The organism is Bradyrhizobium sp. CCBAU 11386 (assembly GCF_028128955.1).
Taxonomy (GTDB): Bacteria; Pseudomonadota; Alphaproteobacteria; order Rhizobiales; family Xanthobacteraceae; genus Bradyrhizobium.
In genome coordinates this window covers 1-23,448 of sequence record NZ_LBKA01000225.1, presented here as the reverse complement: position 1 = coordinate 23,448, position 23,448 = coordinate 1, and the positions used below count along the sequence as shown (strand labels likewise).

Annotated in this window: 19 protein-coding genes and 1 pseudogene; 8 read left to right on the top strand and 12 right to left on the bottom strand. The window is 61.4% G+C overall.

What is annotated here, in order from left to right; all coding sequences use genetic code 11:
• Positions 1-23: 23 nt before the first annotated feature.
• From XI09_RS20400 to XI09_RS20380, 5 genes are read right to left on the bottom strand one after another with little or no spacing between them, the layout of a single operon-like run.
• Positions 24-1,538: an ABC transporter ATP-binding protein gene (locus tag XI09_RS20400; protein ID WP_271568461.1), complete on the bottom strand. Its 1,515-nt coding sequence runs from the start codon at positions 1,536-1,538 to the stop codon at positions 24-26.
• Between the two features lie 40 nt (positions 1,539-1,578).
• Complete coding sequence (locus XI09_RS20395) at positions 1,579-2,505, bottom strand: ABC transporter permease (protein WP_271568427.1); 927 nt, start codon at positions 2,503-2,505, stop codon at positions 1,579-1,581.
• A 3-nt stretch (positions 2,506-2,508) separates the two neighbouring features.
• Positions 2,509-3,585, bottom strand: coding sequence for an ABC transporter permease (locus tag XI09_RS20390; RefSeq protein ID WP_271568426.1), 1,077 nt, complete (start codon positions 3,583-3,585; stop codon positions 2,509-2,511).
• A 10-nt stretch (positions 3,586-3,595) separates the two neighbouring features.
• Positions 3,596-4,708 (bottom strand): BMP family ABC transporter substrate-binding protein, encoded by a 1,113-nt coding sequence (locus XI09_RS20385; RefSeq protein WP_271568425.1) that lies wholly within the window; start codon positions 4,706-4,708, stop codon positions 3,596-3,598.
• A gap of 26 nt (positions 4,709-4,734) precedes the next feature.
• Entirely contained in the window at positions 4,735-5,700 is a 966-nt protein-coding gene (locus XI09_RS20380) for a dihydrodipicolinate synthase family protein (RefSeq protein WP_271568424.1), read from the bottom strand.
• A gap of 173 nt (positions 5,701-5,873) precedes the next feature.
• Here XI09_RS20380 and XI09_RS20375 point away from each other — a divergent pair, with 173 nt between their 5' ends.
• The 7 genes from XI09_RS20375 to XI09_RS20345 all read left to right on the top strand — a co-directional run bounded on the left by XI09_RS20375 (position 5,874) and on the right by XI09_RS20345 (position 14,840).
• The gene (locus tag XI09_RS20375; RefSeq protein ID WP_202633059.1) at positions 5,874-6,686 is read left to right on the top strand and encodes a FadR/GntR family transcriptional regulator; all 813 of its coding nucleotides are present in this window, start codon (positions 5,874-5,876) and stop codon (positions 6,684-6,686) included.
• Positions 6,687-7,539: 853 nt separating this feature from the next.
• Positions 7,540-8,976: an ABC transporter substrate-binding protein gene (locus tag XI09_RS20370; RefSeq protein WP_271568423.1), complete on the top strand. Its 1,437-nt coding sequence runs from the start codon at positions 7,540-7,542 to the stop codon at positions 8,974-8,976.
• Between the two features lie 138 nt (positions 8,977-9,114).
• Complete coding sequence (locus tag XI09_RS20365; protein WP_271568422.1) at positions 9,115-9,963, top strand: carbohydrate ABC transporter permease; 849 nt, start codon at positions 9,115-9,117, stop codon at positions 9,961-9,963.
• Positions 9,960-10,799 (top strand): carbohydrate ABC transporter permease, encoded by an 840-nt coding sequence (locus tag XI09_RS20360; RefSeq protein ID WP_271568421.1) that lies wholly within the window; start codon positions 9,960-9,962, stop codon positions 10,797-10,799. The genes XI09_RS20365 and XI09_RS20360 overlap by 4 nt, the downstream gene beginning before the upstream one ends.
• A gap of 10 nt (positions 10,800-10,809) precedes the next feature.
• Positions 10,810-11,913, top strand: coding sequence for an ABC transporter ATP-binding protein (locus tag XI09_RS20355; protein WP_271568420.1), 1,104 nt, complete (start codon positions 10,810-10,812; stop codon positions 11,911-11,913).
• A 34-nt stretch (positions 11,914-11,947) separates the two neighbouring features.
• Positions 11,948-12,838, top strand: coding sequence for an SMP-30/gluconolactonase/LRE family protein (locus XI09_RS20350; RefSeq protein ID WP_271568419.1), 891 nt, complete (start codon positions 11,948-11,950; stop codon positions 12,836-12,838).
• Between the two features lie 280 nt (positions 12,839-13,118).
• Positions 13,119-14,840 (top strand): tannase/feruloyl esterase family alpha/beta hydrolase, encoded by a 1,722-nt coding sequence (locus XI09_RS20345; RefSeq protein ID WP_271568418.1) that lies wholly within the window; start codon positions 13,119-13,121, stop codon positions 14,838-14,840.
• A gap of 49 nt (positions 14,841-14,889) precedes the next feature.
• Here the strand turns inward: XI09_RS20345 and XI09_RS20340 are convergent, their stop codons facing one another.
• The 5 genes from XI09_RS20340 to XI09_RS20320 form a co-directional block, all read right to left on the bottom strand.
• Positions 14,890-16,743 (bottom strand): TRAP transporter large permease, encoded by a 1,854-nt coding sequence (locus tag XI09_RS20340; protein ID WP_442869610.1) that lies wholly within the window; start codon positions 16,741-16,743, stop codon positions 14,890-14,892.
• A gap of 35 nt (positions 16,744-16,778) precedes the next feature.
• Complete coding sequence (locus tag XI09_RS20335) at positions 16,779-17,801, bottom strand: TRAP transporter substrate-binding protein (RefSeq protein WP_271568416.1); 1,023 nt, start codon at positions 17,799-17,801, stop codon at positions 16,779-16,781.
• A 179-nt stretch (positions 17,802-17,980) separates the two neighbouring features.
• Positions 17,981-18,994: a transketolase family protein gene (locus XI09_RS20330; protein WP_271568415.1), complete on the bottom strand. Its 1,014-nt coding sequence runs from the start codon at positions 18,992-18,994 to the stop codon at positions 17,981-17,983.
• Positions 18,991-19,842, bottom strand: a complete 852-nt coding sequence (locus XI09_RS20325; RefSeq protein WP_271568414.1) for a transketolase — start codon at positions 19,840-19,842, stop codon at positions 18,991-18,993. The genes XI09_RS20330 and XI09_RS20325 overlap by 4 nt, the downstream gene beginning before the upstream one ends.
• Before the next feature lie 24 nt (positions 19,843-19,866).
• On the bottom strand, positions 19,867-20,616 hold the full coding sequence (locus XI09_RS20320; RefSeq protein WP_271568413.1) for an SDR family NAD(P)-dependent oxidoreductase: 750 nt from the start codon (positions 20,614-20,616) through the stop codon (positions 19,867-19,869).
• A gap of 108 nt (positions 20,617-20,724) precedes the next feature.
• Between XI09_RS20320 and XI09_RS20315 the strand changes: the two genes are divergently transcribed.
• Positions 20,725-21,621, top strand: a complete 897-nt coding sequence (locus tag XI09_RS20315) for a LysR substrate-binding domain-containing protein (RefSeq protein ID WP_271568412.1) — start codon at positions 20,725-20,727, stop codon at positions 21,619-21,621.
• A 49-nt stretch (positions 21,622-21,670) separates the two neighbouring features.
• Here the strand turns inward: XI09_RS20315 and XI09_RS20310 are convergent, their stop codons facing one another.
• Both XI09_RS20310 and XI09_RS20305 read right to left on the bottom strand, forming a co-directional pair.
• On the bottom strand, positions 21,671-23,017 hold the full coding sequence (locus tag XI09_RS20310) for an alpha/beta hydrolase (protein WP_271568411.1): 1,347 nt from the start codon (positions 23,015-23,017) through the stop codon (positions 21,671-21,673).
• 11 nt (positions 23,018-23,028) lie between these two features.
• Positions 23,029-23,448, bottom strand: a pseudogene (locus tag XI09_RS20305) (hypothetical protein); the annotation flags it as partial.

Here is a 23,448-nt window from a genome sequence, read left to right as displayed (position 1 = left end):
TACGTTCCGATACGCGCCTTGAGTCAGGCCGCTTTCATTCCCGCCATGTATTTTCCGATCACGCGCTTGTCGGCACGGTCGGCCGAAACCTCATGGACAATGCGCCCCCCGCTCATGACGAGGATCCTGTCGACCAGGCCAAGCAGCTCGTCGAGGTCTTCCGAGATCAGCAGCACCGCAGCGCCGCCGTTCCGTGCCTCGACGATCCGGCGGTAGGTCTCTTCGCAGGCAACGAAATCAAGTCCGAACGTCGGATTGGACGCGATCAGCAATCGGACGTTTTGGGTGAGTTCTCGCGCCAGAACCGCCCGTTGCACGTTGCCTCCGGATAGCGCGCTCATGCTCGCCGTCAGCCCGGGGGCTTTGACACGAAATTGCTTCACGAGCTTCTCGGCCTGCTCCGCGAGCGCTCGGTAGTTCATCGCAATACCTCGACAGAGCGGCGCCCGATCGAAGTTGCGCAGGGCAAGGTTCTCCGCCAGCGACATCCGATCAATGCAGGCGTTCTTGAGCGGCTCCTGCGGCAATCCGTAGACGCCGAGTCGGGCGATTTCCCTTCGCGTACCGTTGAACGCGGCGCCGGATACGGCGATTGTACCACTGCGATCCCGCTGCCCCATCAAGGTCTCGACCAACTCCAACTGGCCGTTCCCGGACACGCCGGCAATCCCGACAATTTCGCCTTCACGAACCTCGAGCGAAAGGCCCTTCACGGCCGCTAATCCGTTGTCCCCATTCACGGAGACCTCCTTGATGGAGAGGACGATGTTGGTCTTCGGCGCCAATCTCGGCGCGTGCTGGACAGTCTTGCTCACGGGTTCGCCGATCATTGCTTCGGCCAGCGCGTCGTCCGACAGATCGGCGACCGCTCCCGTTCGGACCGATGCACCGCGCCGCAGCACCGTGACGTCGTCAGCGTATCGACGTACTTCATGAAACTTGTGGCTGATCAGAACGGCGCTGAGCTCGCCCGCCCGCGTCAGGCTGCTAACATGGCCGAGCACCTCATCTGCCTCGGCAGGCGTGAGCACCGAAGTCGGTTCGTCCAGGATGAGAAGCTTGCGCCCGAGATAGAGCTGCTTGACGATCTCGGCTTTCTGCTTCTCGCCCGCAGAGAGCTGCGAGACTCGCACGTCGAGCGGGACGTGGAACGGAAGCTTCTTGGTGACTTCGGCCAGCCGCTTCAGCTCGCTTTGCCAGTTGATGTAGGCCGGCAGTCTCGCGCCGCTGACAACGAGGTTCTGCGCGACCGTCATGGACGGAACCAGCGTGAAATGCTGGTACACCATGCCGATGCCGAGCGCGTCGGCATCCTTGGGCGAGTTCAGCCGGTGCTCGCGCCCATCCACCTGGATGTGGCCGTCGTCCGGATGGTAAAAGCCGACGAGGCATTTGACCAACGTGCTCTTCCCGGCTCCGTTCTCCCCGAGCAGCGCATGGACGGTGCCCGACCGGATCAGCAGCGACACGTTGTTCAGAGCGAGATTCGCTCCGAAACGCTTCGTCATGTTCTTGAGTTCGACTTGCGGAGCGGTCATCGGACGATCCTCAGAGGATGTATTCCCGTCACAGCGCTTCTCATCGGTGCAGCTTGAGTTCGCCGGGCGCATCGGCGAACGGCGCCGCGCGCGACGTCGAGGCCACCATGATCGCCAGGGTCAGGATGTAGGGAGCCGCGTTGAACAGGTAGTAATAGCCGGTGACGCCAACACCCTGCAGCGCCGGCCCGAGGGCGCCTGCACCGCCGAACAGAAGTGATGCGCCGAGGGCGTTGATGGAACGCCAACGCGCAAAGATGACGAGCGCGACAGCCATGATTCCCTGCCCGCTGGACAGACCCTCACTCCAGCTCCCGGGATATGAGAGCGACAGGAAGCTGCCACCGATGCCTGCGAGGAAGCCGCCGGCCATCGTCGCCAGAATGCGCACCCGCAATACCAGAAAGCCAAGCGCGCGTGCCGCATCCTCGCTGTCCCCGACGGTGCGCAGCATCAGTCCCCAGCCAGTCCTGTTCAGGAAGACATAGACGGCAAAGGCCAATAGAATTCCGACAAAGAACAGCGCGTTCACGTCCAACGCGGCTCGCACTTGAGGCATGCTCGACCAGAATCCGAGAGATATCGAAGGAAGCGCTGGCGCCTTGGGTTCGATCAAGGGTTTGCCGAAGAAGAACGCCAGGCCAGTGCCGAGCACGATGAGGCTGATACCGATCGCCGTATCGTTGACGCGCTTCACGCTGCACAGGAGACCGTGCAGCAGGCCGAAGGTGGTTCCGGCCAGTCCCGCTGCGAGCACGCCGAGCCAGGGCGAACCAGAAAGATAGGAGACCCCGTATCCCGCCATGGCGCCCAGCATGAGCGTGCCTTCGAGACCCAGATTGATGCGCCCCGATTTTTCCGTGATGAGCTCGCCGATGCTGACGAAGATGAAGGGCGTGGAAACACGGATCGCTCCTCCCAGAATTGCGAGCGGCAGCGTGAGCCAGCCGATTGATGTCACGTCCATGCCTTACCTCCGCTCGTTTTCTCGGAGTTGTTGCGCAATCGCATCCGCGACGAGGACGCAGACGAAGATCAAGCCCTGAAACACCAGCATCGTCGCGTCGGGAAGCTCGAGGCGCCGTTGCAGCAGGCTGGCGCTTGCCTGCATGCCGCCGATCAGGAGCGCGACTGCGACAATCGCGAGCGGCTGGTGGCGCGCCAGGAACGCGACAAGGATTCCGCTGTAGCCATAGCCAACGATGAGTGAGGAGTTGGCCGTCCCCTGCACGGCCGCCACTTCGATCGCGCCGGCAACTCCTGCCATTCCGCCCGCCACAAACGTCGCACCGATGACCCAGCGGTTCACGGCCAGGCCGACCATCCTCCCGACCCTGGCGCTCCCGCCGACCACGCGCAGCGCAAAGCCCCATCGTGTGTAGCGCAGCACGACATGGGCGATGATGGCCAGCGCCAGGCTGACCGCAAGCCCGGCATGAACGCCAACGCCCGGCAGCATGTGCAACATGTAGGACGGATCGATCGGATGGGTCGACGGCTTGTCGAGGCTCGCCGGATCCCGGAGCAGGCCTTCCGTCAGATGGTGAAAGATCGCGATCCCTATGTAGGACAGGAGCAGGCTCGAGATCGTTTCATTCACACCCCGGTATTGCCGGAGCACACTGGCCAGACCGAACCAGAGTCCTCCGGCAAGAGCGCCGGCGACCAACATGATGACTTGCATCGGAAGTGCGTGCGCCCCCGCAAACGGCAACGTCACGACGGCCCCCGCAAGTCCTCCGAGCACCAGAGCGCCCTCGCCGCCGATGATCACCAGCCCTGCCTGTGCGGGTATGGCAACGGCCAAGCCAACCAAGATCAACGGTGCGGCCCGCGACAAGGTATCCTGCCAGGCGAAGCTGCTGCCGAAGCCGCCTTGAACGATCAGGCCGAACACCTTGAAAGGGTTCTGCCCATACAAGGCGACGAATGCCGCAAAGACTGCCGATGCAAGCAGCACTGCCAGGACGGGCAAGGCCGCGCTGAGCCGGGCCGCGGCTCCCGGCAGGTTTGACGGCGCGGACTCGATTCCCGAGATCGAAGACAAGGTCGCCCCCTCAGACTTGGCCGATGATGCCTTCGACGAGGTAGTTGATACCATCGAGCGCGCGGTCGTTGCTGCTCTGCATGACGCCGGCAGGAACAACGACGTTGCCCTTATTGTCCTTGAGTGGGCCGCTGTAGATCACGAGCGTGCCGCCGATAAGATCTGCTCTTGCCTTCTCGGCCGCCGCGCGGGCTTCGGGCGTGACGAGCTTTCCGAAAGGACTATTCTTGACAAAATGGTCGGAGATGCCGGCACGCAAGTAATGCTCCGGCTTCTTGCCGCCACGCACGCTTCCGGCATACACAAGATACGGCGTGATCCAATTCCATTCGGCTCCTGTGAGATAGCCGTTGGGAGCAACATCCGCCTGGCTCGAATGGTAGCCGCACGACATGACGCCGCGCTTCTCGGCCGTCTCGATCACCACCTTCGGGCTGTCCACCTGGGCCGCGATGACGTCGGCGCCCTGATCGACGAGCGTATTCGTCGCCTCTGCTTCGCGCACGGGAAGCACCCAATCGCCCGTGAAGATGACCTGCACCTGGATGGCCGGATCGACCGAACGGGCGCCGATCGCGAACGCGTTGATGCTTCGCAGAAGATTGGGCGTCGGCTTCGCGGCGACGAGGCCGAGCTTCTTGGTCTTGGTCATATGGCCCGCAATGATTCCGGAAATGTACTGCGCCTCGAAAATGTAGGCGTAGAATGTGCCGATGTTTTCGGGCATGCCCGCTTTCCAGACGCCGCCGGTGTGAGCGAAGGCGACATCCGGATATTTGGCCGCCATCTCCAGAACGTGAGGCTTGAAGTAGCCGAAGGACGTCGCCAGGATGAGCTGCGCGCCATCCTGGCGGATCATCCCTTCCATGCTGCGCTGGGCGGCGATCGTTTCGGGAACGCGCTCCTCTTCGACCACCTTGATGCCGGGTAGCTTCTTCAGCGCGGCTGCGGCCTGCGCATGAGACTGGTTGAAGCCATAATCCTGTTTTGAACCGGAATAGAGGATCCCGACCGTAAGGGGCGTTTCCGCGTGCGCAGCCGGAATATCGAGAACGAATGGTGCGGAGCCGGCGGCGGCCAGCATCTGAAGGAACGAGCGACGGTCGAAGGGTCTCAAGGTCATTTTTCTCTCCCTGGATGATCAGCAGGTCACGACGAGGATCGTTCGGCAGCAGAGAGCAGGCCTGGTGCTGCGCATGCGACGAGGTCTGCTTCCAGTTCGCTCCGTTCGGCGGCGGACAGGGGGGTGACGGGCGCGCGCACGGCGCCACCGGCAATTCCAATCAGATCGCACCAGTGCTTGACCGCCGCGTTCGGCATATGACCGCTCTTCAGCGGGTCCATGATCCACTTGTTGAAGACGGTCCGTTGCGGTGCGAGTGACGCGCAAACGCGCGCCGCCTCTTCCGTTTGTCCGGACGCCAGCAGCGCCACGTAGTTCGCGATCGGCCGAAAGTCCCCGCGTTGGTACAGGTAGGGCTCAGGGTCGGCATACAGGATCGACTGACCTTCGCCCTGCATGTTACCGAAGAAGTTCTCTTCCAAAGGATCGGAGACGAGCACGCCATTGCGCGCGGCTTGGCGAAGCGCAGCGTTCTCGGCTGAAGTGCCGGTGGTCTTCAGCAGCTTGAGATTGGGCAGCGAACAAAGCTGCGTGAAAACGACAGGATCCAATGGGCTGCCTGCAGCGGTTCGGGCGTTGAAGATGACGATCGGCATCTCCAGACGCGTGCAGATGTGGTGCAGATACGCGAGCTGCTGCGCGGGGGATCGCGGGCCGGAGGTCGGAACCATCAGCACGGCGTGACTGACGCCGAGCCGACGTGCGTGCTCGCCAAGCTCGACGGTCTCTTCAACCGAAGGACCCGAGATCACCACTGAAATCCCGAGACGGCCTCCGGCCTCATCGGCGATCACCTCTATAACGCGCTTCCTCTCCTGCAACGTGAGCGACCAGACCTCGCCGATCAGTCCATTGCAGAACACTCCCGCGAGGCCAGCTGCGATGTAGTGGCGGACATTCCGGCGAACCCCGGCCTCGTCGATGGCCCCCGAGTTGTCGAAAGGCGTGTGAATCGCTGCCCAGATTTCAGGAATGTTTTGCCCGATCACCATGCTCGTCCCCGCTCGTTGACCGGTTCATTCTATTTATCATGATAAACCGGATTTGCATGAATATGCCCGGTATGGGAGAAGTGTCAATCGACGAGTCGGTTCTTTTTCGCGGGCCCGCGCTTGACCCGCCCGGAGCATGCACAGGAACCCATTGATGGATCTGGAGAATTCAGATGACGGTGGAACTGGAAAAAATGCCGAAGCAGCCCGGGCGGCTGAAAATTCAAAAGCGGGCGGATCTCGTTACCGAAGAGATCAAGCAATTGATCACACAGAAGAACCTGCGCCCCGGCGCCAAGCTCCCGATGGAAAAGGAGCTTCAGCGGCTGTTTTCGGTCAGCAAGAGCACCATCCGCGAGGCGCTAAAATCGCTTGAGGTGCAAGGACTGATCACGGTCAGCACCGGTCCGACCGGCGGCGCAACCATTATCGAGGTGCCGCTCGCGCGGACGTTTCAACTGCTGCAGAACTATCTGTTCTTCAAGGAAGTCAGCATGGAGGACATCTATGCAGCGCGCCGATTGCTCGAGCCGGAACTGGCTGCCGGCTCAGTGCCATTCCTTTCCGACGAGCAGCTCGACGCTCTGGAGCACAACATCGAGACCTGCCAACCGACCTCGCAAGAACCTGCTCTTCTGGTCCGTCAACGCCAGGCAGATCTGGATTTTCACGACATCCTGGCTGCTGCGAATCCCAATCCCTTCCTGCGCTTCGCATGCGAGCTGATCAACGAGATGCTCCGTCGTCTGGTTGTCTTCAGCACGCAGACACCTCCGGAAGAACACACCAAATTCGGGTGCGCCAACGTCAAGATTCACGCGGAGATCGCGAAAGCCGCCCGTGCGCGAGACAGCGAGCGCGTGCGAGCGCTCATGAAGGCGCATATGGAAGAGGCTTCTGAGTACGTGAAGCGTCTGGACGGCCGACTCGATGGACGACTGATCCTCGACTCGGAGATGGCGCCGCGCCTGCGACCGCTCTCCTAACGAGGTTTGCCGACGCAGCACCACCCGATGAGGTCGCGCTTTTGCGACGTTAGCCACCTGTCTCTGTAATGGCGACAAATGCGAACGCCCGTACGTCGGCAGTATCGTGATTGCCGCGGGCGGATCTTTATGCTCGGCGGCGATCTCGATCTGTGCGCTGGCACTGCGCGCGAGCAATTGACGAGTCGACTGCGACGTACGATCAACAGCTATCATCTTCGAGCGTTTGACCAACATCAATGCGCGGTGATCGCCACAGGCGCGGTGGTGGACTGAGCCCGCACTGCGCCGCCGACATTGCAGTGGGGTCGATGATGCCCGCGGTCTGCACACGGCAACGGCGCTGAGCTTGACGGCCGGTGGCGGCAACACTTGGTCCGTATCACGCATGCTCAGCATACGATGTGCGCAGGAGCTGCTCCTGTTTCAACCGCCGCTCGCAGATAGAGCTAGGCGGGAAGAGCGCATCCGTTCTTGCTTCTGAGAGCCGCAGGCTAGACAGGTGAATACAGCTCACGCATGCATGCAAAGTTCTCATTTGTCGAAGAGTTCTGCGACAACGCAGACTAGCCGCAAAATCAGAGCTTAACAGCGTTTTGGGAAGGATGCGTGCTTCAAGGAAGCCAAATCGCGTTCATTCGGGAAGCCCAGTCTGGCTGATGCAGACCTGGCCGAAAGATGAGTGGCAATTCTCGCCACAGATGAATCGATTTGCCCGCGGCATCGGTACCGCCCGACCGTGCTCGCGCCGCGAGGCGATATCCCCAACCTGCTGATCAGAAAAAGTCACGTGAGAAGCGCTCCAAAGCCGCCTTGGCGGTCTGCGGACGCCCAGAAGAGGAGGAAAAAGGGGATGAAGTTCAGGACGTTTCTCGGCGCGGTCGTTGTCCTAGCGCTCACCGGTGCTTCGGCGCCAGCGGCCGATAAAGATGCCGCCGACATTGCGGTCGAAGCAGCAAAGAAGCACGCGGGCACGACGATCAGCATTGTCTGGGAGGCCGGCCTCCAATCGCTCGACCCACTGAATTACTCGGGCCCCAAGTGGGAGAAGCTGACCGGCATCAAGGTGAAGGTTGTCGAAGTGCCCACCGACCAGATGTTCACCAAGATCATGCAGGATTTCAAATCGGGCGCCGGAGCCTACGACGCGCTGAACGTCATTCCGTCTTGGATGCCTGATCTTGCGCGCGCCGGCGCGCTCGAGCCTCTCGACAAGTACGTCGACAAGTTCAGCTATCGCGACGAGTTGCAGGACATCGCGGCCGCTTACCGCGACAACCAGATGCAGTATGACGGGAAGATTTTCGGCTTTCCGGACGACGGCGACGTGATGCTGCTTTACTACCGGAAAGACATCTTCGAGGATCCGAAGACGAAGGACGAATTCAAGGCCAAGTTCGGCTACGAACTCGCTCCGCCAAAGGACTGGAAACAGTTCGACCAGATCGGCCAGTTCATCACCGACAAGATGGCGCCCAAGGTTTACGGCGCCGGCTTCTTCCGCACCGCGCCCTATCCGCAATACATGTTCCAAGAGCGCTTCCGCATGGAGGGCGGCAAGTTCTTCAATGCGGACACCATGAAGGCGACGGTGAATGGCGACGTCGGCCTCAAGGTGTTCAAGGAAATGAAGGCGGAAAACAAGTTCATGCCGCCAGGCGTGGAGCAGTGGAATTTTGTCGACAACCTCGCGGCGTTCCTTCAGGGCACGACCGCGATGACGATCTCCTGGCCACCCTACGGTCGCTGGGCCGCGGGCTATGGCTCCGGCGAAGAGGCGTTGAAATGGGTGCCGAAATCGCAAGTCGCCGGCAAGGTCGGCTACGCGCTGACGCCTCTCGGCCGCCCCGAGCTCGGCGTCGGCTTCGACCTCTCGGTGTCGGCCACTAGCAAGAACAAGGAGGCCGCTTATCTCTTCATCCAGTGGCTGAACAGCAAGAAAACCAGCCTCGAACGCGTCCAGCTCCCCTATACGCTCCGCGATCCGTTCCGCCTGTCGCACTACGCGAGCGAGAAATATCGTGCGCTCTGGCCTGAGGCTCCTGCCTATCTCGATACGATCAAGACATCCGGCGAGAAGGGCCTGCTCGATCTGTCCCTGCTGCAGCAGGACAAGTACGACGAAGCGATGACCAAGGCGATCTCGAGCCTCTGGGCTGGCGAAGATGCCAAGGCCATCCTCGACCGCATGGCGCAACAATTCGACGCCATCACCGACAAGGTCGGCATCGACAATCAGAAGGCCGTCTACAAGGTCTGGGCGGCCAAGCCCGGCGCTTATCCCCAATAGCTGCCTTGGACACCGCACGGGAGGGCGTAGTCCTCTCGTGCTGTGCTGTTTCCTGGACTGATGATGACACTTTCCGCAAGTCTCAATGGTGCCGAACAACGTCGGCCTAGCCGCCTCGGGCGCATGCTCGAGGACCGCTTGCCCTATCTCATCGTCACGCCGGCCATTCTGATTCTTCTCCTGGTCGGCTTGTTTCCCCTGATCTATTCGCTGATCGTGAGCTTTCAGCGCATCACGATGACCGAGAACGACACGTCCTTCGTTGGCCTCTTGAACTATGCGGAGCTGTTCAGGGATGCTCGCCTCTGGGCCTCGCTCGGCCACACTGCCATCATCACCGCAATCGCCCTCCCCCTCGAGCTGCTGATCGGTTTCCTGATGGCGCAGCTCTTCATCGATCGCATGCCCGGACGGCAATTGTTCGTCGCGCTGCTGGTCCTGCCGACGGTGATCTCTCCGATCGTCGCTGGAGCGACCTGGCGCCTGATGTTCGACGTCCGCTTCGGTCCAATCGGTGAGATCCTGAGCTTCATCGCCGGCGAGCCCGTGCGAATCCTTTGGACGGTCAATCCCGCCTACGTCTATCCCGCGATCATCATCTGCGAGGTCTGGCAGTGGTCACCGTTCATGTTCCTGCTGCTGCTCGCAGCCTTGTCGAACGTCGACCAATCGCAGCTCGAGGCTGCGGAAATCGATGGCGCATCATACGTTCGCGTCCTTCGTGCGATCGTTCTGCCGGCGATCGCCCCCGTTGTCGCTGTTGCCTGCTTGATCCGGGGCCTCGACCTTGTCCGTATCTTCGACATCATCTGGGCTCTTACCGAAGGCGGCCCGGGCTCGATGACCGAGACCGTCTCGCTCTACACCTACGTCCAGGGCTTCTCGCAATTCGAGACCAGCTATACGGCCGCGATCTCGTTTTTGGTGATTGCGCTGCTCACCGTTATCACCACCCTGGTCCTCAAGCGCATGGAGCTTGCGCGATGAGGGTCGCCAGGCTCCCTGCGAGAAAAGCCCGCATCCTAGCGCTTCGCTATGTCGGCACCGGCGTCGTAACTCTGCTGTTTCTGTTTCCGGTCTACTGGCTGTTCATGATTTCGTTCAAGACGCCGGACGAAATCTATCATGTGCCGCCCTTATGGATTCCGGCACAGATCCAGTTCTCGAACTATTACGTGCTGTTCAAGGATGGTGACGTCCTTGCCATCCTGAACAGTCTGATCGTCGCCGGCGTCAGTTCCGGCATTGCGATCGTTCTTGGGACGCTCTGCGCCTACAGCCTCGCCCGGTTCGGCACCGGCGGCGAAAACCTCGCGATGTGGATCATTTCCCAACGCATGATCCCGCCGATCGCGGTCGTCTTCCCGATCTTCCTGATCTACGTCTATTTCGGTCTCGTCGACGGCTACTTCGGGCTAATCCTGCTCTACACGGCGTTCAATCTCCCTTACGTCATCTGGATGATGCGCGGCTACATTGTCGACGTTCCACTCGAACTCGAGGAAAGCGCGCTCGTCGACGGCCTGAACCGATGGGAAGTGATCTGGAAGGTCGTCTTTCCGATGGTCCGTCCGGGGCTCATGGCGACGTCGGTCTTCACCTTCGTCTTCGCCTGGAATGACTTCCTCTTCGCGCTGGTGCTCACGCGCACTGAAGTCATCACGTTTCCGGTCATGCTGACGCACTACTTCGGCGGACAATCAAATTTTTGGGCAAAGATCGCGGCGATGTCCGTCCTGGGAACGTTGCCGATCTTCGTCGCGGTCTCGGTGATGCAGCGCTATCTCGTGCGCGGCATTTCCTTGGGCGCAGTCAAGGGTTAGGGAGAGCGGAGTGGCCGACGTCAAGCTGTCCGGGGTGCACAAATACTATGGCAATGTGCACGCGGTTCGGGGTGTGGATCTTACCATCGCCGATGGCGAATTCGCAGTGCTGGTAGGGCCGTCGGGCTGCGGCAAGAGCACGCTCTTACGAACGATAGCCGGTCTTGAAGACCCGGACGGAGGAACCATCACAATCGGTGGCGCAGTGGTCAACGATCTGCGCCCGCGCGAGCGCAACATCGCGATGGTATTTCAAAATTACGCGCTCTACCCCTATTTGACCGTCAACGAGAACATCGCCTTCGGTCTGCGCGCGCGCAAGACTCCAGAGATCGAGATCAGGAAGCGGGTCAGCGAAGCCGCCGACATGCTCGGCATCGGAAATCTCCTTCAGCGCTATCCGCGTCAGCTCTCCGGCGGACAGCGTCAGCGGGTCGCCATCGGACGCGCCATCGTCCGCAAGGCGGACCTGTTCCTCTTCGACGAACCGCTCTCGAATCTCGACGCTCAATTGCGCGACGAGATGCGGACCGAGATCAAGCGTCTGCATCACGAGATCACGACGACGATGATCTACGTCACCCACGATCAGGTCGAGGCGATGACGCTCGCTGACCGTATCGTCCTGCTCCGTGATGGACTGATTGAACAGCAAGGGGCTCCGCTTGAACTGTTCGAGCAGCCCCGTACGGGCTTTGTGGCCGGCTTCCTCGGATCTCCGTCGATCAACCTCGTCCCGGCGACCCTCAAGACAAGCGGCGGCTGCGCCGCAGTTGTGTTTCAGTCCGGCGGTGCGCTGACGCTTCCGAATGCAAGAGCCAAATTGCTGACAGGTGCGGATGGCCAAGAAGTTCTGGTGGGCATTCGACCCCAGCACTTCAGCCGGGCTGGCGGCGGACCTCCGCGCGACGGGGTGGTCTCCTATTCGGCCGTCGTCGACCTCATTCAGCCGACGGGGACCCGTACATTCACCACCATCAAGATCGGCGGCGTCGATGCGGTCGCGGAGTTGCAGGCTCATGACGTCAGCAGCCATGGCGAGCGGATCAACCTCGCCATCGACCTCAATCGCGTGGTGCTGATCGATCCGACCAGCGGCCTGGTCATCTCGTAACGAGCGCCGGCAATCTGGAGAACGGGAGGAAAAAATGGCGTCGAGACTGTTTGCCACCGGAATTGGAGCTCCGGAGGGGCCGGTGTGCCTGCCCGATGGATCGATGTATGTGACCGAAATGTCCGCGTCGACCCTTTGCATCACACGGCTTGACTCTCGCGGCAATCGCAGGGTGATCCGGACGACTGGCGGGCGTCCGAACGGGTTGACGACTGATGGCCACGGCCGGATCTGGATCGCGGAAGCAGGCCTCCGGGCGCTGATCTGCATCGACGACGGCGGAAACGAGATCCGGCGCATGCAGGGCGAAGGTACGGACCGCTTTCTATTTCCGAACGATCTTTGCTTCGGCCCGAACGGACTGCTCTACCTGACCGACTCCGGCATGGCGGCCGAAGATTTCATCAACGGCCAGGCCTTCGTCGACGGCTATATGGACCTTGATTGGGACGGCCGTGTGTATGAGATCGATCCGGCGGCCATGAAGGTGCTACGCGTGCTCGATCGGAAGATCTGCTTCACCAACGGCATTGCTTTCGGCTCCGACAATCACCTCTATGCCAACGCGTCCTTCACCGGCGAGATCTACCGATATGACGTGCTCGGCGAAGCCTCGCCTAGACGCGAGGTCTTCGGCAACGTCCTGCAACCGGATGCCAATCCCGATTTCAAAGGTCCGGACGGGATGGCCTTCGGCACGGATGGCCGCCTCTATTGCACGGTCTACAACCAGAAGAACGTCACGGTGCTGGACCGACGGGGTGAAGTCGTCGACCGGCTGATCCTGGATGGGCCGCAGCCGACGAATTGTGCCTTCACGCTCGAGGGCAAGAAGCTACGCGTGACTGAAGTCGGCAAGGGGCAAGTCGAAGAGATCGATATGCCCTGCGAGGGCCTGCCGCTGCATCTGCCGAAGTTCGCCTAAGGGAGGGCCCCCCGCGCGTAGCGGTCCACGAACACGCCCGCGGCTTTGTACGCTAAGATCGGTCGTGTGGTGGATCGACGACATCAGGCGCAATCCCAAAGAGTACCGTTCGACGCAGCGGTCTCAAAAATTCAATTCGCCTTTACCGCAACGCTTGAGCGGTTCGACAGAAACACCATCCTGAGCCCATCTCAGACATTTGACAGGTTGGCATCTTCGCGGGAGAATTTTCGAGTGCGTCCGGCTCTGCGCAACAGCAACACCGCTAGGAAGTGAAAACATGATATGCAGAAACAACGGCCACCCTGCTCGCGCAAGGCGGCTCCGATCGGCCGCTGCTTTCAGTCTGGCGCTTGGCGCGCTCGTTGTGCTGCTGACCGGCGGGCCCTCGGTCGCCGGCGAGGCATTTCAGGACAGCTGCACAGGACTTGCCGATCGGACCATTCCGGCCACATTGATCGGGCTTCCCAGCGGGAACGCCGTCGTCGCCTCTGTAAGCTTCGTGCCCGCAGCAGCGCAGGCGAAGACGCCCGACTTCTGCAAGGTACTGGGCACCATCGCCCCGGTCGATCCGACGGCGCAGTTGATCAACTTCGAGCTCAATCTGCCGGCCGCCTGGAATGGCAAGCTGGTGCAATATGGAGGCGGCGGCTACAATGGCAGCCTAATCACCGGTCTGGCGCCCCTCCGCGATGCTGCACCCGACGATATCCTGCCGCTTGCGCGTGGCTATGTGACGGTCGGCACCGATTCCGGCCATCAGTCTTCTAGCTTTCCTCGCGACTCGATCGGCAAGTTCGGGCTCAACGACGAAATGCTGACCAATTATGCTTATGCATCCTACAAGAAGGTGCGAGACGTCGCCGTGGTGCTGAGCGAAGTGCTTTATCGCAGGCGGCCGGTGAGGATCTACTATTTCGGCGGCTCCGAGGGCGGCCGCGAAGGACTCACCATGGCTCAGCGCTTTCCGGTCGACTATGACGGCGTCGTCAGCGTCGTGCCGGTAGTGCAGCTGTCTATGCTGTTCCAGTCCTACATCCCGAACGTGCTGCCGCAGCTCGACGGCGGCTGGCTCAATCCGGTAAAGACCGAGATGATGGCAAAGTTCGTGATGGAGACTTGCGACGAGCTCGATGGCCTGCGCGATGGTGTCGTCAGCAATGCATTCGCCTGCCAGCCCAAGGTGAACCTCGCCGCATTGCGCTGCCCTGGTGGAACTGATACGGGTGACAACTGCCTGTCGGACCCGCAGATCGCCTCCATCCAGGCGATTCATACGCCGCATCCCTTCCCGTTCGCGATGGCGAATGGCGTCATCGCCTATCCGCAATGGCTCTATGGTAACGAGACGACACCCGACCCCGACCGATCGACCATGGCGCGCTGGGTTGTCGGCACGGCCCCGCCAACCGAGCCACTTGATGTGACCACGGCTTCGCAACACTGGATCTACGGCGCGAACGCCGTGCGCTTCATGATCGCGCGTGACGACAAGTTCGATGTGCTGAGATATCGTCCGGAAGATTTTCGTACCCGCGTCGAGGAAATCTCGAAGCTGCTCGATTCCACCAATCCCGATCTGTCGGCATTCTTCGCCCACGGCGGCAAGCTGATCATGCGAGAGAATTTAGCCGACCTCGCGCAGAGCCCGCTCGCCGGTATCAACTATTTCCAGTCAGTCGTGGCCAAACTCGGTCAGACCACAGTCGATGCGTCTGCGCGCCTCTATCTTTCGCCTGGCTCGACCCACACCGGCAACGGCGCGACCGTACCGGACGGCACCGCGATCCCGACCATGGTCGATTTGCTCGACCCGCTCGACCACTGGGCCACCGACGGCATCGCGCCGGCCGACGCGCTGATCCAGACGGTGAAGGAAACCACGCCGCCCTTTGCTCTGAAGGCGTCCCGTCCGATGTGCCGCTACCCCAACTACCCACATTATGTCGGGGGCAATAGGAGCGTGGCAGAAAGTTACGACTGCAGAGAAACCGCACCGTGAGAAGCAGCAGGGCCGACCGAGAAGCCTCCGGAGGCGTCCCGCCGATACATCAAAGAAAGCCGATCGATAGCCAGGGTACGGCTGCGACGATCAGTGTGCCGATCAAGAGCGCGATCATGTAGCCCACGATCGGCTTCATGCCCTCGTCCGGATTGATGCGGCTGATGGCGCAAGCCGCGTAGTAGCCGACGCCGAACGGTGGCGCGAACAGGCCGATGCCCATGGCCAGAACGACCACCATTGCATAGTGGACATCGTGCACCCCGACCTGCCGCGCGATGGGGAACAGGAGCGGGCCAAACAGGACGATGGCCGGGATCCCTTCCAGGACGCTGCCCAGGATCACGAAGGTCACGATCGTCACCGCCAGGAACACGGGGACTCCGCCAGGAAGGCTGGTCATGAACTTTGCAAGAGAGGCAGAAAATCCCGACTGGGTCAGCGCCCAGGCCATGCCCGTCGCCGCGCCAATGATGAGCAGGATCGCGCCCGACAGCGAGGCCGTCTCGACCAGCATCGGATAGATGCGGCGCCAGTCGAACTGCCGATAGATGAAGAGACCCGCACAGGCCGAGTACAGGATCCCGATGGTCGAGACCTCCGTTGCCGTCGCAACGCCTTCGACGACGGCAGTCCGGATCACGAATGGCAGCGCGATGGCCGGTATCGCGATCACAAAGGCGCGGCCGATCTGCCGCCCCGTCGCCCGTTTGACGTGAGACAAGTCCTCGCGGCGGTATCGCCACCACACCACGGCCGCGAGCATGACCGCGAGCACCACGCCCGGGAGCAACCCGCCGGTGAACAACGCCGAGATCGACACACCGGTCACCGAGCCGATCGTGATCAGAACGAGCGACGGAGGAATCGTCTCGGTCTGCGCCCCCGTCGCGGCCAGGAGCGCAACGAGATCACCCGGCTTGGCCCCACGCTGCCGCATCTCGGGAAACAGGACCGGCGCAACAGCGGCCATGTCCGCCGCCTTGGAGCCGGAGATGCCTGAGACCAGATACATCGCCCCGACCAGCACGTAGTGCAGCCCGCCACGCACGTGGCCCAAAAGGCTTGCCAGGAAGCTGACCATGGCGCGCGCCATGCCCGTCATCTCGATCAGAAGGCCGAGAAAGACGAAGAGAGGCACGGCGAGCAGGATCAGGTGGCTCATTCCCTCATCCATTCGTCCGATCATCACCACGTCGGGCGTATTGGTCGTTAGGGCGAGATAGCCCACGGTGGCGAGGCCGAACGCAAACGCGATCGGCACGGCCGCAAAGACCATCGCGCCGACGACGAAGACGAAGAAGATCAGAAGGTTCAGATTGCCGAGCGGCTTCAAAACTGGGGCCAGTAGAGCGAACGTCGCGATGACGCCCGCGACGATTGCCAGGGAGGCCAGCAAGCTTCGCGGGCTCGCGATGCGAATGAGCCGGAGGACGGCTGCGATCAGCATCAGCCCGATCCCGATCGGCAGCGCGGCAGCACGCCAGGTGTTGACGATCTCCAGCGCCGGGGTCGTGACGAATGCCTCGTCGGCGGCGAATTCATAGGCCGGCCAAACGACAAGCACGAGAAACGCCAGCGATGCCGCTGCTGCCACGACGTCCAGGAACGCGCGGAGTTCCGCACTGAGAACGCCGACAATGGCGGTCATGCGCATATGCTCACCGCGCTGGAACGCAATCACGGATCCGAGCATGGCAAGCCAGAGAAAGAGAATGCTGGCGAGCTCGTCGGACCAGACGATCGGCGAGCGGAACACGTATCTGCCCACAATGCCCGCGGACAGGACCGCGATCTCCGCCAGCACGAGCAATGCCGCCGGGACTGCGACGACGTGGCCCAGTAATGTGTTGGCCCGCACCACCCATCTGCGCGGGGTCGCTTGAGACGTACCGGCCGCCATCCCGGCATCGACATGCGGCGTATGGCTCACGCTGGTCATGATAGCTGGCCCGCGGCTTTTTCAAGGTGAGACCATGCCTCCTCGCCAAACTTGCCCTTCCAGTCGGCGTAAAAGCTGGTCTTAGACAGCGCCTGGCGAAAAGCGGCACGATCGACGTCGATGAACTTGAGCCCTTTGGCCGACAGATCGGCGCGCAGGGACTGGCTGAGTTTTGCGATGTCTGCCCGCTGATCGACCGCGGAGCGATCGAGCTCGCGCGTCACGATCTCCTGCAGGTCCTTGGGCAGGCGCTCAAAGGCGCGCTTGTTACCCAGGACCCAGTAACCGTCCCAGACGTGCCCGGTCAGGCTGCACGTGCTTTGCACTTCATAAAGACGCGCGGTCGCGATGATCGGCAACGGATTCTCCTGGCCGTCGACGACCTTGGTCTGCAGCGCGGAATAGACCTCGTTGAAGTTGATCGGCGTCGGCCCGGCTCCGAGCGCCTTGAACAGCGAGGTCAGTAATGGCGCGGGCGGCACGCGGATCTGGAAGTTCTTGAGATCATCCGGCGTTCGCACCTCGCGGCCGGACGAGGTCACCTGACGGAAGCCGTTGTCCCAGGCCTTCGACACCGCCATGATCGGCGTCTTGGCGATCTGCGCCCGGATGTAGGTGCCGAGGTCGCCGTCCATCGCCTTCCATACGCTGTCGTAGTCGGCGAATGCGAAGCCGGTGTTCACGATGCCCGCACTTGGGACCAGGGTGGCAAGGATCGAAGACGATTGGTTGAAGAACTCGACGCCGCCGCTGCGAACCTGGGTCAAAAGCTCGGTGTCGGAGCCGAGCTGGTTGGCCGGGAAAAGCCTGATCTCCAGGCGGCCGCTTGTCGCTTCGCGAATGCGGTCGATGGCCTCCTGGGCTCGGACATTCACCGGATGCGTCGGATCCTGTCCGGTCGCGAACTTGTACACGAACTCGGCGGCAGACACCGGACGGGTCAGAATCCCGCAGAGAGGTACAGTCGTGGCCGCCATCAACAGCGAACGGCGGCTGATGCTTCCGGGCTTAGATGTCATGTTTTCCTCCTGGTCCTTCATTGACGTTGCTGCCCGCTGCATCAGCGCACGCTGGCGTGCAGCTTTCCGGTTTTTTTGCTTGCCGGCTCTCGACCACCGGCATTTGAGCAGGAGCGATCACTCGCCGCCGCAACACGCGACGGGCGTAGCTCCTCACCTGGGCTTGGCTCGATTGGCGCTTAGCGAAGCCACTGCTTGATCTGCCGTGCGACCTCTGCGGTGGAAATCCCGTAGCGGTCGTGCAGGGTTGGAAGGGCGCCGGCGTCAAGAAACTCGTCCGGCAATGCGATCTGGCGGAAGGGCGGATGGACGCCGGAACGCATCAGAAGTGCGGCAACCGCCTCGCCGAGACCACCAATCGTTGTGTGGTTCTCGGCAACGACGACAAGGCGGCCCGACTTGCCGGCTTCACGCAAGATCGTCTCAGTATCGAGCGGCTTGATGGTTGGAACATGCAGCACTGAAATATCGATGCTGTCGTCCTTCAAGGTTTGCGCGGCCTCAAGCGCACGCATGGTCATGATGCCGGAGGAAATGACCAGGGCGTCCTTCCCGTCACGGATCAGCTTGGCCTTGCCGAGCTCGAATTTGTAGTCATATTCGTCCAGCACGACCGGCACCTGACCGCGCAGCAGGCGCATGTAGACCGGCCCGTGATGCGCCGCGATCGCAGGGACTAGTTGCTCGATCTCATGGGCATCGCAGGGATCGATGACCGTCATGTTCGGCATGGCACGAAACAGCGCGAGGTCCTCCGCGGCCTGATGACTCGGGCCGTAGCCCGAGGTCAGGCCTGGCAGCGCGCAGACGATCTTCACGTTGCGGTCTTCCTCCGCGATCGTCTGGTGTATGAAGTCGTATGCCCGCCGCGATGCGAACACGGCGTAAGTGGTCGCGAAAGGCATGAAGCCTTCGGCGGCAAGGCCGGAGGCGGCGCCGAACAGAAGCTGCTCGGCCATGCCCATCTGGTAATAGCGGTCCGGAAATTCCTTCGCAAAGATGTGCATGTCGGTGTACTTGCCGAGATCGGCCGTCATGCCGACCACATCGGGACGGCTGCGCGCGAGCTCGACGAGCGCGTGTCCAAAGGGCGCCGGCTTCGTCTTCTGTCCTTCGGCCGCGATCGAGGCGATCATCGCTGAGGTGGTCAGGCGCGGCTTGCCCGGCGGCGGTGCTGATCGGACGGTCTTCATGCCTGCCTCCCGGCTTCCAGCGCGGCAAGCGCGAGCTGCCATTCGTGCTGCTCGACGCGGATGAAATGGCTCTTCTCGCGCTGCTCGAGGAAGGGAACACCCTTCCCCATCAGCGTGTCGGCGACGATCATCCGCGGCTTGGGCTCGGGATGAGACTTGGCGGCGTCGAAGGCGGCAACCACGGCAACGAGATCGTTGCCGTTGACGCGCTGCACGAACCAGCCGAAGGCCTGAAGCTTGTCCACCAGCGGCTCGAATGCCATCACCTGCGTGGAAGGGCCGTCCGCCTGCTGATTGTTGACGTCGACAATGCCGATCACATTGTCGAGCTTGTAGTGACCCGCCGACTGGATGGCCTCCCAGACCGAGCCTTCGTCAAGCTCGCCATCGGAAAATAAGGTGTACACCCGCGCCCCGGATTTCTTGCGCTTGAGGCCGAGGCCCATGCCGACGGCGATGCTGAGTCCGAGGCCGAGCGAGCCACCCGACATCTCCATTCCGGGTGTGTAGGAGGCCATGCCCGACATCGGCAGGCGGCTCTCGTCGCTGCCATAGGTTTCGAGTTCTTCCTCGGGGACAATCCCCGCCTCGATCAAGGCCGCGTAGAGCGCGATGGCATAATGCCCGTTGGAGAGCAAAAAGCGGTCGCGCTCCTCCCAAGAGGGATCTTCGGGCCGGTAGCTCATCGCATGAAAATAGGCCACGGCGAGAACGTCGGAGATGTCCAGCGCCTGTGCGATATAGCCCTGGCCCTGGACCTCACCCATGCGCAGGGCATTGCGGCGAATGTTGTAGGCGCGATCCGCCAGCTTGGGCGTGTTCGTAAGCGCGTTGGTCGAGGTTTCCATCGATCTGGACCTTGTCTTGCTGGCTCAGTGGATGAGCATGCCGCCGTTGACGTCGATCACGGCGCCGGTCACGTAAGCGGAGAGATCCGAGGCGAGGAAGGTGTAGATGCCGGCGACGTCTTCCGCCGTGCCGAGACGATTGAGCGGAATGCCTTCCAGGATCTTCGCCCTCATCTCGTCGGTCAGCTTGCCCGCAGTGATATCGGTGCCGATCAGGCCGGGCGTGACGCAATTGACGCGGATTCCGTCCAGGCCGAACTCACGGGCCATCGCCTTGGCGAGACCAAGCACGCCGGCCTTCGCGGCCGAATAGTGCGGGCCGCCAAAAATTCCACCGCCGCGCTGGGCCGAGACCGACGACATGCATGCGATCGATCCGGACTTCCGTGCGCGCATGTGCGGGATCACGGCCTGGGAGAGGAACAGAACCCCCTTCAGATTGACATCCTGGATGCGATCCCAATCGGCCGCCGAAATCTCCAGGAACTTCACTGGCTGGGTAATGCCGGCATTGTTGATCAAAACGTCGATGTCGCCAAAGGATTCGATCACGCGGGCGACCGCCTGCTCGCAGGACGGTTTGTTGGCGACGTCGCACCCTAGTCCGATATGGGAGTTTCCGAGCGATGCCGCAGCATCGGCCGCGGCGCTGGCGTCAATATCCAGAATCGCGACCCGAGCGCCCTCGGCGGCGAACCGCCGGGCGGTGGCAAGCCCGATCCCGCGCGGCGAGGCCGCGCCCGAAATGATGGCCGTCTTACCGCTGAGCAGCATCAGTTCCTCCCGCAAGTTGTTCTTCCTTGGCGCTTAGGAATGACCCGCCGACGGCCAGCGGACAAACGCGCAGTTGTCACGGATCGATGAATCTGGTTCACTTATGGGATGCTATCGAATATCCCCATATCGGCAATTCGTGCCTTTGAAGCCGCTGCCCGCACCGGATCGTTTCGCGATGCGGCGAATGAGCTTCACCTGACACCAAGTGCCGTCAGTCATGCCATCCGTAAGCTGGAGGGCACGCTTCGGACCGTTTTGTTCGAACGCAGCGCGCGGTCCGTGCGGCTCACGCCGGCCGGCGAGAACCTGATGCGTCACACGGGAGCGGCATTCGATCAGCTCCGCCGTGGCCTCGAGGAAGTTGCCGCGCGCGGACCACAATTGGTGCGCGTCCATTCCGCGCCCAGCTTTGCCGCGCAATGGCTGGCCCCACGGCTTGCACAGTTTCTCGCGGCTTACCCGAAGCTCGAGGTTCGGCTGGCTGCGAGCACCGACTATGCGCGCTTCACCAACGATGATTTCGATATCGACATCGTCTACGGTCTGCCGCGCGCGGAAGGTGTCGAAATTGTCCCTCTGCCGGAGGAGACGGTCACGCCGCTCTGCTCGCCCTCGCTCGCAAAATCGATCAGGAAGCCTGCCGATCTCCTCGATCAGACGCTCATCCGCTCCGATGTGAAGCGGGTGCAGTGGCATCAATGGTTCACCGCGAATGGGTTGGAAGCACCTGCGCTTCACGGCATGAGATTCGACCGGAGCTTTCTTGCGATTGCGACGGCTGCGGAGGGATTGGGCGTGGCCTTGGAATCAACCCTTCTGGCCGAACGCGAACTGGCGAGCGGGCGCTTGGTAGCTCCATTGGCGGGACGGGCCAACGATATCCGCTACGTCGGTCACCGCCTGATCTACCCGCGCGCCAGCCGACAGCGATCGGCCGTGCGAGCGTTTGCAGATTGGCTCGTGGCGCAACTTGAGGGGCAAAACACGCGCTCCTCAGAGTGACTGCAACCATGGCCCTCCTCTTGGCTTAAGCACAGCCGAAGAGCCAATTTTAATAGGGATACATCCAATAAGTCGCGGTGGAATCGTCGGGCATCGATCGCAAGGTCGGGGTCCGCTGCGGGGGTTTAAGATGCGTCGAAGAAGAGATGATCCGGCCTATATCATCGAGAACCGCGCGGCTGGTTGAGTACGTGCTGTGATTTAGAGCAAACATTTCGCTCCCCACCGCAGAAACATCAATCGTTTCGATCCCGGGCACGAGAGTCGGCCCACTCTTGGATACGAACCCCATTCGCGAGGTGGATTGCGCCTTCTTCATGGAGGCGAGCAAGGCGAGATCCGTTGAGGAGGCGTATAGGGTGACCGCGCCTGCTGCTGATTTGATCTGGTTAGCTCTTTCCAGATAGAGGTCGCGATCAACATCCGGCGCCGCAAAAATCAGCTCGGTAATGCCTAGCGTCGTCTGGCTCAGCGCGGCTTGCTGCAAAGCTCCCAATACCACCTCGCTGCCCAAGCTGTGTGCGATCACGATAATCCTCGAAACTTTCGCTTCCTTCTTGATGAGCTGAAGGAGATCGAACAAGCCGTCCGGCGCATAGAGTGCGCTTTCGCGATCGTAGTCATAATCGAGCAGCCCGCCCTTGGACGGCCAGGAATACATCATGACGCGACCTTTGTAGTTCGCATCGAAAGCAATTTGCGCTGCCTTGAATGCAGCGTCGGAAAAACCGACGTTGTAGCCATGCACAAAGAGCATCATGCTGTCGGCGGGATTTGCGATAGCGGAAGCGAACTCTTCGCGAGAGAGACGATATAGCTTCTGGATTCGGAAATGCTTTCTGTCGTCTTCCGCCTCCTTGCGTAGCCCAAACCAGCTCGTCTTCGGCGTCTCCACTTCGCCCATCTTGTGAACGACGGGAATACTGACGGTCACGTAGCCAAAAGTGTTGGTGGCAGAACGAGCATAGGAGATCTGGCTCAATTCGAGACCAGGCCCGCCCATCACCACGCGATTCGTGGCGAAGTAGACCGGCACCAGACCCTTGATAGCCGACTTGTTGACAACCACATCGGCACCGGTGGTGCTCTTGTCAGGAGGCGCCTCCTGGCTCGCCTCACCGGTTGTCGGTCGCCATGGCCGATAGCCATGATAGTGACGGACATAATGGTAATACCCAGGGCCATAGCGATAGCCGAATCTCTTGAACACGCTGCCATGTTTCTGCGGCGCTTTGTGGACATGCGGCTTGGCAGGCTGTGAGACCGGACCTTGGTGGGCGCAACCGGTGGCGAGCGCGCAGAACAGGATAACGAGCCCTGTCCGAACGTGCTGAAACGCGTGGCGGAGCCGATGTAACCGGTTCGACGGGTGGGTTGGCAGGGCGAGCATGACCATGGATCCGTCACCTACTTCGCTAGCATCTGGGAAAGATTGACAGTCGCGCCCAGCCATCCGCGGTACCTGTCGACGGCAGGTCCGCTGGTGAGCTTGTAGGTGAAACGAGCCTGCGCCCCGCCGCCGTTTATCGCGCAAGCAATATTGCCGGCACCATTGGCGGTCTCCACGTGCCAGGAGCACCCCGTGATTCGGTACCCAGGTTCAGCCGCGAAGGTCTCAGCGTAATCAGCCGAGTGCTCCGCAAATACGACAGGGTGATCGTCCTTGGTCTTGTCCACCGTAAACGACCGCTCGATCTGCTTTGGCTCGACGAGTTGCGATACCGGAACGTTCACGATCAGTCGTCGGTCCTCCGGCAGAAGAGTGTGGATCGCTCCGGCAAGAATTTCGGGAATTTTCACGCCGGCATTGGCTTGCGTCTGCACATG